16 protein-coding genes are annotated in these 14,254 nt (G+C 65.5%); 7 read left to right on the forward strand and 9 right to left on the reverse strand.

All coding sequences use genetic code 11. From position 1 onward, the window contains the following. Positions 1-7: 7 nt before the first annotated feature. Positions 8-1,834 carry a translational GTPase TypA gene (gene typA, locus ABVN73_RS06655; RefSeq protein ID WP_353857316.1) on the forward strand — a complete coding sequence of 609 codons (1,827 nt, stop codon included), beginning with the start codon at positions 8-10 and terminating at the stop codon, positions 1,832-1,834. Between the two features lie 111 nt (positions 1,835-1,945). Continuing rightward, complete coding sequence (locus tag ABVN73_RS06660; protein ID WP_353857317.1) at positions 1,946-2,419, forward strand: OsmC family protein; 474 nt, start codon at positions 1,946-1,948, stop codon at positions 2,417-2,419. 38 nt (positions 2,420-2,457) lie between these two features. On the opposite strand, the gene ABVN73_RS06665 is transcribed toward ABVN73_RS06660, so the two are convergent. From ABVN73_RS06665 to ABVN73_RS06675, 3 genes are all read right to left on the reverse strand, one after another. Beyond that, positions 2,458-2,640, reverse strand: coding sequence for a hypothetical protein (locus tag ABVN73_RS06665; protein ID WP_109068247.1), 183 nt, complete (start codon positions 2,638-2,640; stop codon positions 2,458-2,460). Next, positions 2,640-2,816, reverse strand: coding sequence for a CsbD family protein (locus ABVN73_RS06670; protein WP_145686581.1), 177 nt, complete (start codon positions 2,814-2,816; stop codon positions 2,640-2,642). Before ABVN73_RS06670 ends, ABVN73_RS06665 begins: the two co-directional genes overlap by 1 nt. 120 nt (positions 2,817-2,936) lie before the next feature. Further along, on the reverse strand, positions 2,937-3,350 hold the full coding sequence (locus tag ABVN73_RS06675; protein ID WP_353857318.1) for an HIT family protein: 414 nt from the start codon (positions 3,348-3,350) through the stop codon (positions 2,937-2,939). 425 nt (positions 3,351-3,775) lie between these two features. On the opposite strand from ABVN73_RS06675, the gene ABVN73_RS06680 reads away from it, so the two are divergent. After that, positions 3,776-6,385 carry a glycosyltransferase gene (locus ABVN73_RS06680; RefSeq protein WP_094302230.1) on the forward strand — a complete coding sequence of 870 codons (2,610 nt, stop codon included), beginning with the start codon at positions 3,776-3,778 and terminating at the stop codon, positions 6,383-6,385. 115 nt (positions 6,386-6,500) lie between these two features. Here the strand turns inward: ABVN73_RS06680 and ABVN73_RS06685 are convergent, their stop codons facing one another. After that, positions 6,501-6,785, reverse strand: coding sequence for a hypothetical protein (locus ABVN73_RS06685; RefSeq protein ID WP_353857319.1), 285 nt, complete (start codon positions 6,783-6,785; stop codon positions 6,501-6,503). A 300-nt stretch (positions 6,786-7,085) separates the two neighbouring features. Here ABVN73_RS06685 and ABVN73_RS06690 point away from each other — a divergent pair, with 300 nt between their 5' ends. Beyond that, entirely contained in the window at positions 7,086-7,820 is a 735-nt protein-coding gene (locus ABVN73_RS06690; RefSeq protein ID WP_246653612.1) for a Crp/Fnr family transcriptional regulator, read from the forward strand. Positions 7,821-8,053: 233 nt separating this feature from the next. After that, the gene (locus ABVN73_RS06695; protein ID WP_353857320.1) at positions 8,054-8,467 is read left to right on the forward strand and encodes a response regulator; all 414 of its coding nucleotides are present in this window, start codon (positions 8,054-8,056) and stop codon (positions 8,465-8,467) included. Between the two features lie 95 nt (positions 8,468-8,562). Here the strand turns inward: ABVN73_RS06695 and ABVN73_RS06700 are convergent, their stop codons facing one another. Then, positions 8,563-9,270: a Crp/Fnr family transcriptional regulator gene (locus ABVN73_RS06700; RefSeq protein ID WP_353857321.1), complete on the reverse strand. Its 708-nt coding sequence runs from the start codon at positions 9,268-9,270 to the stop codon at positions 8,563-8,565. A 203-nt stretch (positions 9,271-9,473) separates the two neighbouring features. On the opposite strand from ABVN73_RS06700, the gene ABVN73_RS06705 reads away from it, so the two are divergent. After that, on the forward strand, positions 9,474-9,887 hold the full coding sequence (locus ABVN73_RS06705; RefSeq protein WP_353857322.1) for a hypothetical protein: 414 nt from the start codon (positions 9,474-9,476) through the stop codon (positions 9,885-9,887). On the opposite strand, the gene ABVN73_RS06710 is transcribed toward ABVN73_RS06705, so the two are convergent. Continuing rightward, positions 9,859-10,398, reverse strand: coding sequence for an isoprenylcysteine carboxylmethyltransferase family protein (locus ABVN73_RS06710; protein ID WP_353857323.1), 540 nt, complete (start codon positions 10,396-10,398; stop codon positions 9,859-9,861). The two genes, ABVN73_RS06705 and ABVN73_RS06710, sit on opposite strands and share 29 nt — an antisense overlap. Positions 10,399-10,409: 11 nt before the next feature. Further along, a complete protein-coding gene (locus ABVN73_RS06715) occupies positions 10,410-11,471 on the reverse strand; it encodes a type III polyketide synthase (RefSeq protein ID WP_353857324.1) in 1,062 nt (353 codons plus the stop codon). Positions 11,472-11,637: 166 nt separating this feature from the next. Between ABVN73_RS06715 and ABVN73_RS06720 the strand changes: the two genes are divergently transcribed. Beyond that, on the forward strand, positions 11,638-12,363 hold the full coding sequence (locus ABVN73_RS06720) for a DUF502 domain-containing protein (RefSeq protein ID WP_353857325.1): 726 nt from the start codon (positions 11,638-11,640) through the stop codon (positions 12,361-12,363). A gap of 24 nt (positions 12,364-12,387) precedes the next feature. Here the strand turns inward: ABVN73_RS06720 and ABVN73_RS06725 are convergent, their stop codons facing one another. Both ABVN73_RS06725 and ABVN73_RS06730 read right to left on the reverse strand, forming a co-directional pair. Beyond that, positions 12,388-13,383, reverse strand: a complete 996-nt coding sequence (locus ABVN73_RS06725; protein ID WP_353857326.1) for a hypothetical protein — start codon at positions 13,381-13,383, stop codon at positions 12,388-12,390. 241 nt (positions 13,384-13,624) lie between these two features. Then, positions 13,625-13,939: a hypothetical protein gene (locus tag ABVN73_RS06730; RefSeq protein ID WP_353857327.1), complete on the reverse strand. Its 315-nt coding sequence runs from the start codon at positions 13,937-13,939 to the stop codon at positions 13,625-13,627. Positions 13,940-14,254 lie beyond the last annotated feature (315 nt).

Consider the following 14,254-nt stretch of genomic DNA (forward strand, 5'->3'; position numbering starts at 1 on the left):
CCGACACATGAATCTTCGTAACGTCGCCATCATCGCGCACGTCGACCACGGCAAGACGACCCTGGTTGATCAGCTCCTCAAGCAGGCCGGTTCGTTCCGTGAGAACCAGCAGGTCGCCGAACGCGCCATGGACTCCAACGACCTGGAGCGCGAGCGCGGCATCACCATCCTGGCCAAGTGCACGTCGGTCCTGTGGAACGACCTGCGCATCAACATCGTGGACACCCCCGGCCACGCCGATTTCGGCGGCGAGGTCGAGCGCATTCTCTCCATGGTGGACGGCGTGGTCCTGCTCTGCGACGCCGCCGAAGGGCCGCTGCCGCAGACCAAGTTCGTTCTGGGCAAGGCGCTGAAGCTGGGCCTGCGCCCGATCGTCGTCATCAACAAGGTGGACCGTCCCGACGGCCGTCCGCACGAGGTGCATGACGAGGTGTTCGACCTCTTCGCCTCGCTCGACGCCTCGAACGAGCAGCTCGACTTCCCGACCCTGTTCGCCTCGGGCCGCAACGGCTGGGCGACCACGGACCTGGAGAACGGCGCCCGCGAGACGCTGACCCCGCTGTTCGAGCTGATCCGCGACCACGTCCCGCCGCCCAAGGTGGAAGAGGACCTGCCCTTCGCCATGCTGGCGACCACGCTGGAGGCGAACCCCTATCTGGGTCGCATCCTGACCGGCCGCATCCAGACCGGCACCGTCAAGGTCAACATGGCCATCAAGTCGCTGAGCCGCGACGGCAAGCTGATCGAGAACGCCCGCGTCAGCAAGGTCCTGGCCTTCCGCGGCCTGGAGCGCGTTCCGGTGGACGAGGCGCACGCCGGCGACATCGTCGCCCTGGCCGGCCTGACCACCACCACCGTGGCCGACACCATCTGCGCGCCGGACGTGGCCGAGCCGCTGGCCGCCCAGCCGATCGACCCGCCCACCCTGGCCATGACCTTCTCGGTCAACGACAGCCCGCTGGCCGGCCGCGAGGGCGACAAGGTCACCAGCCGCATGATCCGCGACCGCCTGATGCGCGAGGCCGAGGGCAACGTGGCGCTCCGCGTCAGCGACACCGAGGGCGGCGACGCCTTCGAGGTGGCGGGCCGCGGCGAGCTGCAGCTCGGCATCCTGATCGAGACGATGCGCCGCGAGGGCTACGAGCTGGCCATCAGCCGTCCGCGCGTGCTGTTCAAGACCGATCCGCTGAACGGCCAGCGTCTGGAGCCGATCGAGGAAGTCGTCGTCGACGTGGACGAGGAGTTCTCCGGCACCGTCGTGCAGAAGATGGCGGAGCGCAAGGCCGACCTCATCGAGATGCGTCCGTCGGGCGGCAACAAGACCCGCATCGTCTTCCACGCCCCGTCGCGCGGCCTGATCGGCTATCAGGGCGAGTTCCTGACCGACACCCGCGGCACCGGCATCATGAACCGGCTGTTCCACGGCTACGCCCCCTACAAGGGCACGATCGCCGGCCGGCGCACCGGCGTGCTGATCTCCAACGCCGACGGCACCGCGGTCGCCTACGCGTTGTGGAACCTGGAGGATCGCGGCCCGATGCTGATCGATCCGGGCGTTCCGGTCTATCAGGGCATGATCATCGGTGAGCACACCCGCGGCAACGACCTCGAGGTCAACGTCATCAAGGGCAAGCAGCTCACCAACATCCGCACCACCAGCAAGGACGAGGCGGTCCGCCTGACCCCGCCGATCCAGATGACGCTGGAGCGCGCCCTGTCCTACATCGGCGACGACGAGCTGGTGGAGGTGACTCCGAAGTCCATCCGCCTGCGCAAGCGCTACCTCGACCCGAACGAGCGCAAGCGTCACGCCCGTGCGGCGGAAGCCAGCTGAGGCGAAAGCCACAGGTCTGCATTGAGATCGCGGGAGGGCTTCGGCCCTCCCGTTTTCTTTTCAGAAGCGATCGCCGCGGCTACCCTTCGAAAAACGCATGCGGAGGGACCGATGTCGGGGCGCGAACACACCTATGGCACGACCGTCACCTGGACGGGCAACCAGGGGACCGGAACCTCGGGCTACAAGGCCTACAGCCGGGACCTTGAGATCGCCGCGCCCGGCAAGCCGCCCATCCCCGGCTCGTCCGACCCGGCCTTCCGCGGCGACTCCGCCCGCTACAATCCCGAAGACATGCTCGTGGCGTCGCTCTCGGCCTGCCACATGCTGTGGTACCTGCATCTGTGCGCCGTGAACGGCGTCACCGTGACCGCCTACACGGACGAGGCGGCCGGCACGATGGCGGAGGAATCCCACGGCGGCGGACGCTTCACCGACGTCGTCCTGCGCCCCCGGGTCACCCTCGCCCCTGGAAGCGATTCCGCCAAGGCCGTGGCCCTGCACCACGAAGCCCACGAGAAGTGCTTCATCGCCAATTCGGTGAATTTCCCGGTGCGGGTCGAGGCGCGTGTCACCGTTGATTGACAAAGAAAAACCCCCTTCCGGATGGAAGGGGGCGACTCCTAGTCCCTCAGGCTCTTCTTCTTGATGTCGGGCTTCTCGCCCAATTCATCGAACTTCTCCTGGACCGGCTTGTCGGGGTCGCCCGAGGCCTGCCCGGTTTCCTCGATGAGCTTGTCCTCGATCCGCTGGGCGGCGTCGGACGGGGCATCGTCCTTGCGATGCCCCCGCTCCTCCGCGCCCATCACTTGTCGCCTTTGAGGATGTCCTTCACCTTGCCGACGACCTTGTCCAGCTTGCCCTCGGCCTTGTCGGCGCGGCCCTCGTCCTTCAGATCCTGATTGCCGGTCAGATCGCCGGCCTGCTTCTTGACTTCGCCCTTCAGCTCCTTGCCGGCACCGGTGATGCGATCGGTGTTCATGGTGCCCTCTCCTTTGATCGGTGACTGTTTCAGGGAGCATAAACAGGGCAGCATGGGAAACGTCACGCCTCCGCTTGGCCGCAAAGGGAGAGGGGCCGTCACGTTGGGCTTTGCCGGGCCTCACTTTTGGCCCAACCCCTCCCTGATCTTTCGGGTAAGGCTGTCCCGCTCCTCCGGGCTGTAGCGCTCCGCGAAACCCGAACCCCACACCGGCCCCGGCCACGCCGGATCCGTCCTGGAGCGGGCAATGACATGGATATGAAGCTGCGGCACCAGATTGCCCAGGGCCCCGACGTTGATCTTGTCGGGGCTGAACCGGGTCTCCAGCGTGCGCGAGGCCAGGGCGATCTCATCCACCAGCCGGTGCCGGTCCTCCCGGGACAGGTGGTGGATCTCCGTCAAGTCCGGCTGGGCGGGGACGAGGATCAGCCAAGGCCACACCCGGTTGTCCATCAGCAGGACGCGGCACAGCGGCAACTCGGCGACCGGGGCGGTATCGGCCTGCAAACGGTCGTGCAGATGGAACATCGTCATGGGGTTCCGTGTCTTCCCTTCGGCTCGTAAGGTTTTCCTTGCGGCGTTCCGGGAAGAAAACGCCCATCCGGTGCGTTCGTCCAGTGGGGATTGCCGGCGTTGCAGGGCTGGCCGCCGGCGCGTCGGAGTAGGACTGGTTGCGGGACTAGGAAAAATGTATAAACTGCCGCACGATCTTTATTCGGTCCGGTGATGTTCCGGTCGGGGGCGTTCGGTCTTCCGGCTTATGCGGATCGCGCGGCGGATTGAGGCGTGTCCTGCAACCAGGGTGATGGGTACGGGTGTTCGGTCCGAAGGCGGTGTCGGGGCGGCGGGTCCCCCTGCGTGCCGATCCGGTTGAACCCCTTCGCTGAATGGAAGAATGCCCGGCCGGGGCGGACAAAGCCAGGACGGTCGGCACACGTTTGGGACAAAGAAAGACGGTCATGCGCAAGTCGGCGATTGCGGCTCTTCTTCTCGTGATCCTGGGCAACATCGGAGTCTGGGCGCTGTGGAACCGCCCGGTCGCCGAACGCTCCTGGGGCGGCGCCATCAGCGGCGTCGGCTACACGCCCTTCCACCCCGACAAGAGCCCGTCCAAGGGCGACAAGGCCTCGGCGGAGGACATCGAGAAGGACATGAAGGCCCTGGAGGGGTCGGTCAAGGGCGTGCGCATCTACTCCACCACCGACGGGTCGGAGCAGACGGCGCCCATCGCCCGCAAGTACGGGATTCCGATCACCGCAGGCGCCTGGATCGCCGGCAAGCCGGAGATCGACGAGCCGGAGATCAACGGCCTGATCAAGCTGGCGCGCGACAACAACAACGTCCGCCGCGTCCTGGTCGGCAACGAGGCGATCCTGCGCGCCGACGTCACCGTCCCGCAGGCCATCGAATACATCAAGCGCGTGAAGAAGAAGGTCAACGTCCCGGTCTCCACCGCGGAGCCGTGGCACGTCTGGCTGGAGCATCCGGAACTGGCCGACGCCGTGGACTTCCTGGCCGTCCACCTGCTGCCCTACTGGGAAGGCGTGCCCGCCGACCAGTCGGTCGACTACGCCATGTTCCGCTACAACGAGCTGAAGACCAAGTTTCCGAACAAGCACATCCTGATCTCGGAAATCGGCTGGCCGGCCGATGGCCCGTGGCGCCGCGGCGCCGAGGCGAGCCAGGTCAACCAGGCCAAGTTCATCCGCACCTTCCTGAACGTCGCGGCGCAGAACAAGCTCGACTACTTCATCATGGAGGCCTTCGACCAGCCCTGGAAGCGGGAGATCGAAGGCACCGCCGGCACGAGCTGGGGGCTGTGGGACGCGTGGCGCAAGCCAAAGTTCCCGATGATCGGCGAGGTGACGGAGCTGCGGAACTGGCCGCTGCTCTGCGGCATCTCCATCGCGGTGGGCTTCCTGCCGCTCGTCTTCTTCCTGTGGCGCCGCGGCGGCGACCTGAAGTTCGGCGGGCAGGTTTTCTACGGCGCGATGATCCAGGGCGTGTCGTCGGTGCTGGTCTTTACCTTCACCGCGGCCAGCGTCGCCGGCCTCGCCACCACGACCGAGATCGCCTGGGGCATCCTGGTCTTCTGCCAGCTCGTCCTGCTCGCCGTCATGCTGATCGACGGGCTCGAGCTGACCGAGGTCGTCTGGCAGGACCGCTTCAAGCGCAAGTTCCAGCCCTGCTCGGCCGCGCCCCTGCCCAACGCGCCGAAGGTCTCCATCCATGTGCCCTGCTACAACGAGCCGCCGCACATGGTCATGGAGACGCTGGACGCGCTGGCCCGGCTGGACTACCCGAACTACGAGGTCCTGCTGCTCGACAACAACACCAAGGACCCGGCGGTGTGGCGCCCGGTCGAGGAGTATTGCCGAAAGCTGGGGCCGAAGTTCCGCTTCTTCCACCTGGACAACTGGCCGGGCTTCAAGGCCGGCGCGCTGAACTTCGGCCTCGCCCAGACGGCGCCGGACGCCCAGCACATCGCCGTCATCGACAGCGACTATCAGGTCCACCCCGACTGGCTGAAGGCGACCATCCCGCATTTCAACCGGCCCGAGGTCGGCTTCGTGCAGTCCCCGCAGGACTACCGGGACTGGAGCCACGATCTGTTCCAGCGCATGATCAACTGGGAATACGCCGGCTTCTTCCACATCGGCATGATCCAGCGCAACGAGCGCAACGCGATCATCCAGCACGGCACCATGACCATCATCCGCAAGTCCGCGCTGGAGGAGGTCGGGCGCTGGGGCGAGTGGTGCATCACCGAGGACGCCGATCTCGGCCTGCGCCTGTTCGAGCACAAATACGAGGCCGTCTACATGCCGGAGAGCTACGGCAAGGGCCTCGTCCCCGACAGCTTCTCCGCCTACAAGACGCAGCGCTTCCGCTGGGCCTACGGCGCCGTGCAGATCCTCAAGCACCACTGGCGCGACCTGCTGCCGGGCGGCCCGCGCCTGACCGCCGGGCAGAAGTACCACTTCATCACCGGCTGGCTGCCCTGGTTCGCCGACGCCGCCCACATGATCTTTGGCATCGCCGGCATCATCTGGTCGCTCGGGCTGCTGGCCTTCCCGAAATATTTCGAGTTCCCGCCCAGCGTCTTCATGATCCCGACGCTCAGCGTCTTCGCCTTCAAGGTCGGCGCGTCGCTCTGGCTGTACGAGGCGCGGGTGAAGTGCGGCTTCTGGGACAAGGTTGGGGCGGCCATCGCCGGCATGGCTCTGACCCACACGGTGGGCCGCGCCATGTGGCTGGGCATGTTCACCTCCGGGCGCCCCTTCGTCCGCACGCCAAAGTGCGAGAACCAGCCGGCCCTGATGCAGGCCTTCCTGATGGCGCGGGAGGAGATCGCTCTGCTGCTGGGCCTGTGGGGCGCCGCTCTGGCCATCGTGCTGGTGTTCGGCCACGAGAACCGCGACGCCTTCATGTGGTCGGGCCTGCTGGTCGTGCAGTCGCTGCCGTACCTGTCGGCCTTCATCACCGCGCTGATCAACGCCTTCCCGAACATCGGGCTGGGCAAGCAGCGTCCGCAGCCGACCGAAACCGCCGGGGCCGGGGCGGACTGACCGTTCCCGTTCCTTGAATTGCACAGGGAATCGCACACGCAGAGAGCCCCGTCGCCAGGACGGGGCTCTTCTTGTTTCCACCCTCGAGGCCGGCCTGCCAAGGCCGGCTGGCTGCTCAGTCCTGGGAACCGCCGTCGGCCAACTGCCCGACGCCGACATGCGCCTGCGCAGGATGGGTGGCGTTCACCTGGATGATCAGCCGCTCGACGATCTGCAGCGCCAGGCGATGCAGGTTCGGGTCCTCGCCCTTCGGGTCGCGATTTTGATGGGCGGCAGCGGCGTCCTCGAGCGCGGCGTGCGCGTCCTCGAGCCGCAAGACGCCTCTTTCCACCAATGCGAGCATAAGGGATTCACAAATCGAGAGGGCAGCCAATCCCGCCGCATCCCGCTCCGCCGCCATGCCGCCCCCCGCACTGCTCTGTTACCACCGCCGGCCGTTCAAAACCCCATACGGCCAATGCCACCAACAGTTTTGTATATGATCCCTCACCTGTCCGGTCGAGAAAATCTAACCTCCATTAACCTATGTTATAGATGGTTTTATCGTTTGGCTTAATCGTTCGAGGCCGCCCGGAATTGGGCTGGCACTGGCACTCGCTTCGGGGCCATAACAATTGGACGATCAAAGGCTGGAACAGAAATGACCCGCGCCCAGGCCAACATACCGTCATCTCCACTGGGGCGCAAGATAACGAGTTACATGAGCTTGACAGATGAGGAGAAGAGTTTCCTCAACGAGTTGGAGCGCAATGTTACGCGGCACGGTTCGCGATCCGATCTTCTCCAGCAAGGCGAACGCTACGGTTGCGTGCGCGTGATGCGCAAAGGTTGGGCGATCCGTCACAAGGCGCTTCCCGACGGACGGCGGCAGGTCGTCAATTTTGTACTGCCTGGGGACATCATCGGCTTTTACTGCAACCTGTTCGAAACGGCGGACCACGGCGTCACGACGCTGACCCCGGCGGAGGTCGCCAATTTCCAGCCCGAACGCATCATTGAACTGTTCAAGCTCTTTCCACGTCTCGCCGCAGCCCTCGCCTGGTCGGGCGCCAAGGAGGAGGCGATCATCGCCGAACGCCTGCTCAGCGTCGGGCGCCGCACCGCGCTGGAGCGCACGGCCCACCTGATCGTGGAACTGCTGCGGCGCCTGAGCATCGTCGGGCTGGTCGAGGAGGGACGCTTCACCCTGCCCGTCACCCAGGAGATCCTCGCCGACGCGCTGGGTCTGAGCATCGTTCACATCAACCGGACGCTCCGCCGGCTGCGCGACATCGGGCTGATCGATCTGGCGGGCCAGCAGATCACCGTCCATGACGTGAAGCAGCTCGCCTCCGTCGGCCAGTTCGACGAGCTGTACCTGCACCTGATTCAGGCACCCAAGCAGTTGGAGCACGCGTTGGACGCCAAGTCCGACCGCAAGCGCGCCGGCGATTGACCGGCTCGCCGTGCCCCGGCGATATCCTCTTCCGATTAACCTATGACAATGCAGTGGTGCGCTGTTCGATATAGAATCTAAATTACCTGCTCAGATAATTGAGCGGACAGATCACCCAGCGGACAGCGGCCACCCCGAGACGGCTTTCCTGAACACGCCGAACGAAGGGTATCGGGCAGCCGGCAGCGCCGTCCTGTTGTTCATTGGTCCCCCGCTGTTCATTTGGATACCGCATGACCGACGCTCCCCTCGCCGGCAGATCCACCAACTCCGGCACACTGACGGTCGCCCTCATGGAGGACGACATGGTGCTGTGCCTGTGCATGGAAACCCTGTTCGAGGATTGGGGAATGCTGCTGGTCAGCGCCCCGACCCCCGCCGCTCTCCTGGACGCGCTGAACGGCGGGGAACTCCCCGACATCCTGGTGGCCGACTATCATCTGGGGCGGCACGGCAAGGCTCCGGAGTCGGTGCGGACGGTTCTGGCGGACCTCGGCCCCGACCTCCCGGTCATCATCACGACCGGCGACGAGTCCGCGGCCACCAAGTCGGAGATCCGCAATGCCGGCTGGCATTTCCTTCCCAAGCCCTATGATCCGGAATCGCTGCGCGCCCTGATCCTCACCGTGCTGGGTCGGGCCGGCTGATACCGCCGAGAGTCGGTTCCGTGCGACGCTCGACGGTAAGAGCCGCGACCGCGGCTCCGCAGGACCATGCCCGTCGGTTTCGCCCGGCGCCGCCATCAGACGCCGGCCCGGACATCCTCCACCAGCGCTTCCAGCCGCCCCAGGTCGCGGACGACCAGCGCGTCGGCCCGCCGCTCCACCAGCCCATCGCGGGCGAGGTCGCTCAGCACGCGGGCGACCGTCTCGCGGGCGGTGCTGACCCGACTGGCGATGTCGGCATGGACGGGGATCGGCGTGATCACCGCCGTCCGCCCGTCAACCTGCCCCCGCTTGGCGAGCCGCAACAATTCGGCGTGGACGCGGTTGTTGGCGCCCAGCGTCGACAGTTCCATCACCCGGTCGGTGGCGATGCGGACGACCCGGCACAGCCGCCTCATCACCGCCATGGCGAGTTCCGGATGGCCGGACACCAGGTCCTGAAATGGCCGGGGCGCCAGGAAGGCGATCAGCGTCCCCTCCTCCACCGCCACCGCGGAGGCCGAGCGGGGAAGCCCGTCGATGGCCGCCATCTCGCCCAGAAAGCCGCCGGCCTCGATGTCGTCGAAGCTGATCTCGCGGCCCGCGGGTGAATGGCTCAGCACCCGCACGCGACCGTCGACCACCAGAGCCACGTCCCGCGTGTCCCCCTGATGATCGATGATCTGCTCGTTCACGTGGAAGCGGCGCCAGCGGCACAGCCGCGCGACGGCGGTGCGCTCCTCCGCGGTCAGCGGGCTCAACAGGGTGATCCCATCCAGCCGGGACGGTCCAGCGTCGGCGGGCACGGCGTCTCCTTGGTCGTTGGCGGCGGTCTATCGGTTGCCGTCGGTCGGTTGCAGTCGGTCGGCAGCCAGAGGTCATGGGCGGGCCAGCATAGCGGGGCCTGCGCAAAGGTGGAACCGCCTCCCTCCGACGGGTATCGCTAACGTCCCGTTAACCCTGAAGGCGGCAGAACGAACGGGACGCGCCCACCGGAATTGAGAGAGCCATGTCGTTCCAACTGCCCTCCGGCCCCGTTCCCCGCAGCCTGATCCCCAACGCCGGCCGCGTGGATTCGCAGCGCCTGCTGTCGGTCGTCGCCATTCCCTTCGCCGCGGCCATCGCCATGGCGACCGCCGTGGCGGCGATGGGCGGCGTGACCGACCCCATCGCCGAGGCCGGCGGGCCCATGTACTTCGTCCTGAACTTCGTGAAGTTCTGCTATCTGGCGGTGTCGATGGCCCATCTGTCCGGCGCCCTGGCGGAGCGCGCCAACGGTGGCCTGCCCGCCGGCCTGTGGCTGGACGAGATGGACCGCGATGAGCCGGAGCCCCGCGAGTCCTTCTGGCACGCCTTCCCGAACCACCTCGACGGGGCGGCCATCGCCGGCTGCGTCACGATGCTGTGCTTCCTGCTGACCTGAGCGTGCGCCGTCCGGACAGCGCGCCATCCTCGACACGGATGCGGTGCAGGGTCAGCGGCACATTCAGCAGAGTGGCCAGCACCGCGATCCACCACGCCCCGAAAACCAGGGGCAGAACCGCCAGTTCCCCCGCCACGACCAGATAATTGGGGTGGCGGACCCAGCGGAACGGCCCGCGCCGCACCAGCGGCGCGCCGGGCAGGGTGATGATGCGGGTGGTCCAGAACCGCCCCAGCGTGGCGATCACCCAGACCCGCCCCGCCTGCAGCAGGACGAACAAAGCGAGCAGCCAGCCGTTGATCGGCGCGTCCGCCGGCACGACGGCGAACAGCAGGGCCAGCCAGCCGGCGTGCAGCCCGACGAACAGCGGGTAATGGGCGGCCCCGACCTCCTGCGCGCCCTCGGCCAGCAAGCGGCGCGTGTTGCGCTGGGCGACGGCGAGTTCGCCCAGACGCTGGGCCGCGACCAGCAGCAGGATGATGTGGGGCCAGCCCAACGGCAGCGTCTCCATTCCAAACGCTCCTAGAGGTCGATCTGGGCCAGCGCGGCGGTAAAGCCGGGGCCGAGCGCGCTCATCAGATGGGGGCCGCGGGCGCCGGACGCGATTCGCCGCTCCAGAACGAACATCACGCTGGCCGCCGACATGTTGCCGCAGCGGCGCAGCACCGCCCAGGCGTCGTCCAGCCCGGCGGACACCGGGGCGCAGACCTCCTCCAGCGCGTGCAGGACCTTGGCGCCGCCGGGGTGGACGATCAGCCCGGCGAGGTCGCCGCGGGCCATCCGCCGCCGCTCGAGGAAGCCGTCCAACACCGGCTCCAGCCGATCGCGAATCAGCGCCGGGATGCTCTGGCTGAAAATCACACCAAGCCCGTCATCCTCGACCCGCCAGCCCATCACGTCCTGCGTGCCGGGCCAGGTGTGCTCCGCCCCGTCCACGAGGCGCGGCCCCTCCCCCTCCGCATCGGCCTCCCCATCGGCGCGCAGCACGGCCGCGGCGGCGCCGTCTGCGAACAGGGCGCTGGCGACGACGTTGGTCGGCGTCGCCTCCGCCGAGCGGAAGGCCAGCGTGCAAAGCTCCACCACCAGGAACAGAACCGTCCGCCCCGCCATCGCCTGGGCGATCTGCCCGGCGCGGGTCAGCCCCAGCACGCCGCCGGCGCAGCCCAGCCCGAACAGCGGCAGCCGCACCGTGTCCGGGCGGAAGCCCATGCGTTCCAGAAGCAAAGCCTCCAGGCTGGGCGTGGCGATGCCGGTGGTCGAGGCGCAGACGATGGCGTCCACGTCCTGCGGCCCCAGACCGGCGCGGACCAGCGCCTGCCCCGCCGCCTCTTCCAGCAAGGTCAGTGCCCCCTCGCGGAAGGCGGCGGTGCGCTCCGGCCAGCCACGCGGCTCCATGTACCAGCCGACCGGCATGACGGCGTGGCGCGTTTCGATGCCGGTGTTGGCGAAGACCGGCACCAGCCGTTCGAAGTCGCGCATCCGCGGCCCGAAGACCGCCCGCGCGACGCCGAGCGCCTCGTCCTGGCTGAGGCAATGGGGCGGCAGGGCCGTGGCGAGCGAGAGGATGCGGGGGGTATGGTTCATCAGCAGCGATGTGATGCGCGCGGGGGTGGCGGACCAGCCCCCCGGAGGGAGTTCCTTCGCTTGCTCCCCCGCGACTCTTTCCCGCCGTCCGATGCGTCGTTGTGGATTGAGCCGGAGCCATGTCCTGTATCACTATAGCGGGCGTCGGTTTTTCGGGGGTGGGACGGTGGATCGGAACGAGCAGAACGGCCAGAGCGCGGCGGACGAGAGCACGTCCCACCGGCCCGCCGGCATCGGGCTGACGGGGCGGCTGCGCGCCTATTTCCTGGCGGGCGTTCTGGTGACGGCGCCGATCGCGGTCACGGTCTATCTCGGCTGGTGGCTGCTAGCCTTCATCGACGGGCATGTGCGCCCGCTGATCCCCTCCGCCTACAACCCCGAAAACTACCTGCCCTTCTCCATTCCCGGCATCGGGGTTCTGACCCTGATCATCGTGCTGACCCTGATCGGCGCCTTCGCCGCCGGCTATGTCGGGCGGCTGGTGGTGCGCATCGGCGAGGGGGTGGTGGAGCGCATGCCGGTCGTCCGCTCCGTCTACGGGGCGGTGAAGCAGATCGTCGAGACGGTTCTCGCCAAGAAGTCCAAGGCCTTCCGCGAGGTGGTCCTGGTGGAGTTCCCGCGCCACGGCATGTGGTCGCTGGGCTTCATCACCGGCGGCGCCCACCCGGAGATTCAGAAGATCTCCGAGGAGGAGATGGTGCACGTCTTCATCCCCTGCGCCCCGCCGACCGCCGGCTATCTGGCGATCCTGCCGCGGCGCGAGGTGACCGTTCTGGACATGACGGTGGAGGACGGGCTGAAGCTGGTGATGTCCGGCGGCATCGTCACCCCGCCTGACCGCAAGCCCCCGCCGCAGCTTCACAAGCTGGATCGGGAGCGCAAAAGTGCCTGACGGTCACCAGCGCCCTCAACCCGCTCAGTAGCTCACACGGATGCCTTCACGGTATTGCTGAGCGGATTTCGCGTCCTCGAAGGCACCAACGCCGCCCTTCTGCATCGCTTCCCACGCCGCCATGACCTCTTCGCGCAATTGAACCCGCTGGCCCATCACCGGAGCGTCCGTCCTGGCTTGCGATGCAGGAAGGGAGATCGAGGGAAACAACGAATCGTCCGACGTGAATTCACGGTCCTGCGCAACCGTATGGGTGGATGGCTGCCCCGTTCGCTCTGCAATCAGAGAAGCCGCATCACGCTCTCCGAGGGAGCGAAGGGCCTTGTCGATGGACGACAGGTCAACCCCGGCATCTTTCAACTTATAAGCCGCATCGGCTTCCTTGCGTGTGTACGCCATCCGCGAATCGGCGGGCTGCGTGATGCTGAAACCTTGGAAGGGATCCAGAATCATACGCTGGTTACCGGATTGAGCAAGCAACAGCGCCGGGTTGGTGCCCTGCGCCATCAGTGAGGTCGATATCTCCCCATACTGCTCCGACGCTCCCTGACCACGCTGATCCAGCAGCGACAGCTTTCCCATAAGCTCCTCTCGCTTCGCGCTGGTCGCGCTGAGAGCTTTTCTGAAATCATCCGACGTGGCGTCGTCGCTGGAGAAAAGCCCCGCATTATCATTGTGAGCCATGCGAAACGTCGCCGAGTACGCCGTGAGACGGGACTCTTTGAGCCGCTGTTTGAGCGCATTATGGACGTCTTCGCCGGTCAGCTTGCCGCTGTCGACCAACGACGACAACTGCGTCCGTGTTTCAGCAGACAGCGCATTGAACGCGGTCAAAGACTCATCACGCAGGGAAGAGGCCAGAGGGCTCAACGACACACTGTCCGCAATCCCTCCGGTGGTCCCACCGATCGCCCGCCCTGCTCCGCCTCCTGACGCCGACGAAGCGGACGGAGACGGAACGGAAGACGATGTGCGTTGGATTGATCCGCCCAGTTGTGAGGAGACATCGGAAATGCTCATCGCCGGATTCCTCGCCAGTTAGGAAAAGTGGCATTGCGCAAATTATAAACAAAAAGGATCATGAAGACACCAGTCACACACAAAACCATGTACATACTCATTAATAAATTCAGGCCACATCTTGCAAAAAGCAAACATCGATCAACGCCCAGCCGACCATAAGCTTTGAATTTCTCACGCGACCTGCGTATGAGCGTTGATCATTGTTATTGATATTCAATTACTCTCTTCCAAAAATCACTCAGGAGAACAGGCTGTTCCATGACGAGTGCGCGAGAGCGCCCCAGCCGCCGACGAGCGATCCGTTGACTGCGGCTCCCTCAATGGTCCCGTAAACACGATCCCGTCCCCAGCCGCCATCAGCGTAATCGTTTCCATCATCGGGGTAGATCCAGTCATCTCCGCCGCAGCCGTATATTTCGTCGTTTCCTTGAAGTCCAACAATACTATCATCCCCGGCGGTTCCAGGCAGACAATCCGCGCCCGCCGTTCCAATAATCACAAACTTGACGAACTCCCTATTCAATTTATGATTCCATTGATTAGGATTCATCATTAGCCGACATAAAGACAATTTCCAAGAGAAAAAACATCAATGTGTGCCAATAATTAGTTATCTAATCATTAGAAGCAGATGCAAATTATTTGAATATTTGCGTATGCATCGCATTTCGTTGAAGAAGTGTAGACGAGCATTTCTACTGCCGACTTGGCAGTGGTGATGCATTGAGAGAGAGGCACTCTTTGGGGACTCGGCGACGGGCAGGCTCACGCGAAAAAGCGCGCACACGTCAGGCTTGAGAAGCTTGCCGGAAAACAGACTCGAGGCGCCGATCAAGATTTTGATCGCACCAAGCAAAATCAATGGTTT

Origin of the sequence: Azospirillum formosense, from assembly GCF_040500525.1 — a bacterium.
GTDB lineage: Bacteria > Pseudomonadota > Alphaproteobacteria > Azospirillales > Azospirillaceae > Azospirillum > Azospirillum formosense_A.

Bases quoted from the DNA above. Each gene is read 5' to 3' on its own strand.
- typA (WP_353857316.1), top strand. From the start codon at position 8: ATGAATCTTCGTAACGTCGCCATCATCGCGCACGTCGACCACGGCAAG.
- ABVN73_RS06660 (WP_353857317.1), top strand. From the start codon at position 1,946: ATGTCGGGGCGCGAACACACCTATGGCACGACCGTCACCTGGACGGGC.
- ABVN73_RS06665 (WP_109068247.1), bottom strand. From the start codon at position 2,640: ATGGGCGCGGAGGAGCGGGGGCATCGCAAGGACGATGCCCCGTCCGAC.
- ABVN73_RS06670 (WP_145686581.1), bottom strand. From the start codon at position 2,816: ATGAACACCGATCGCATCACCGGTGCCGGCAAGGAGCTGAAGGGCGAA.
- ABVN73_RS06675 (WP_353857318.1), bottom strand. From the start codon at position 3,350: ATGACGATGTTCCATCTGCACGACCGTTTGCAGGCCGATACCGCCCCG.
- ABVN73_RS06680 (WP_094302230.1), top strand. From the start codon at position 3,776: ATGCGCAAGTCGGCGATTGCGGCTCTTCTTCTCGTGATCCTGGGCAAC.
- ABVN73_RS06685 (WP_353857319.1), bottom strand. From the start codon at position 6,785: ATGGCGGCGGAGCGGGATGCGGCGGGATTGGCTGCCCTCTCGATTTGT.
- ABVN73_RS06690 (WP_246653612.1), top strand. From the start codon at position 7,086: ATGAGCTTGACAGATGAGGAGAAGAGTTTCCTCAACGAGTTGGAGCGC.
- ABVN73_RS06695 (WP_353857320.1), top strand. From the start codon at position 8,054: ATGACCGACGCTCCCCTCGCCGGCAGATCCACCAACTCCGGCACACTG.
- ABVN73_RS06705 (WP_353857322.1), top strand. From the start codon at position 9,474: ATGTCGTTCCAACTGCCCTCCGGCCCCGTTCCCCGCAGCCTGATCCCC.
- ABVN73_RS06710 (WP_353857323.1), bottom strand. From the start codon at position 10,398: ATGGAGACGCTGCCGTTGGGCTGGCCCCACATCATCCTGCTGCTGGTC.
- ABVN73_RS06715 (WP_353857324.1), bottom strand. From the start codon at position 11,471: ATGAACCATACCCCCCGCATCCTCTCGCTCGCCACGGCCCTGCCGCCC.
- ABVN73_RS06725 (WP_353857326.1), bottom strand. From the start codon at position 13,383: ATGAGCATTTCCGATGTCTCCTCACAACTGGGCGGATCAATCCAACGC.
- ABVN73_RS06730 (WP_353857327.1), bottom strand. From the start codon at position 13,939: ATGATGAATCCTAATCAATGGAATCATAAATTGAATAGGGAGTTCGTC.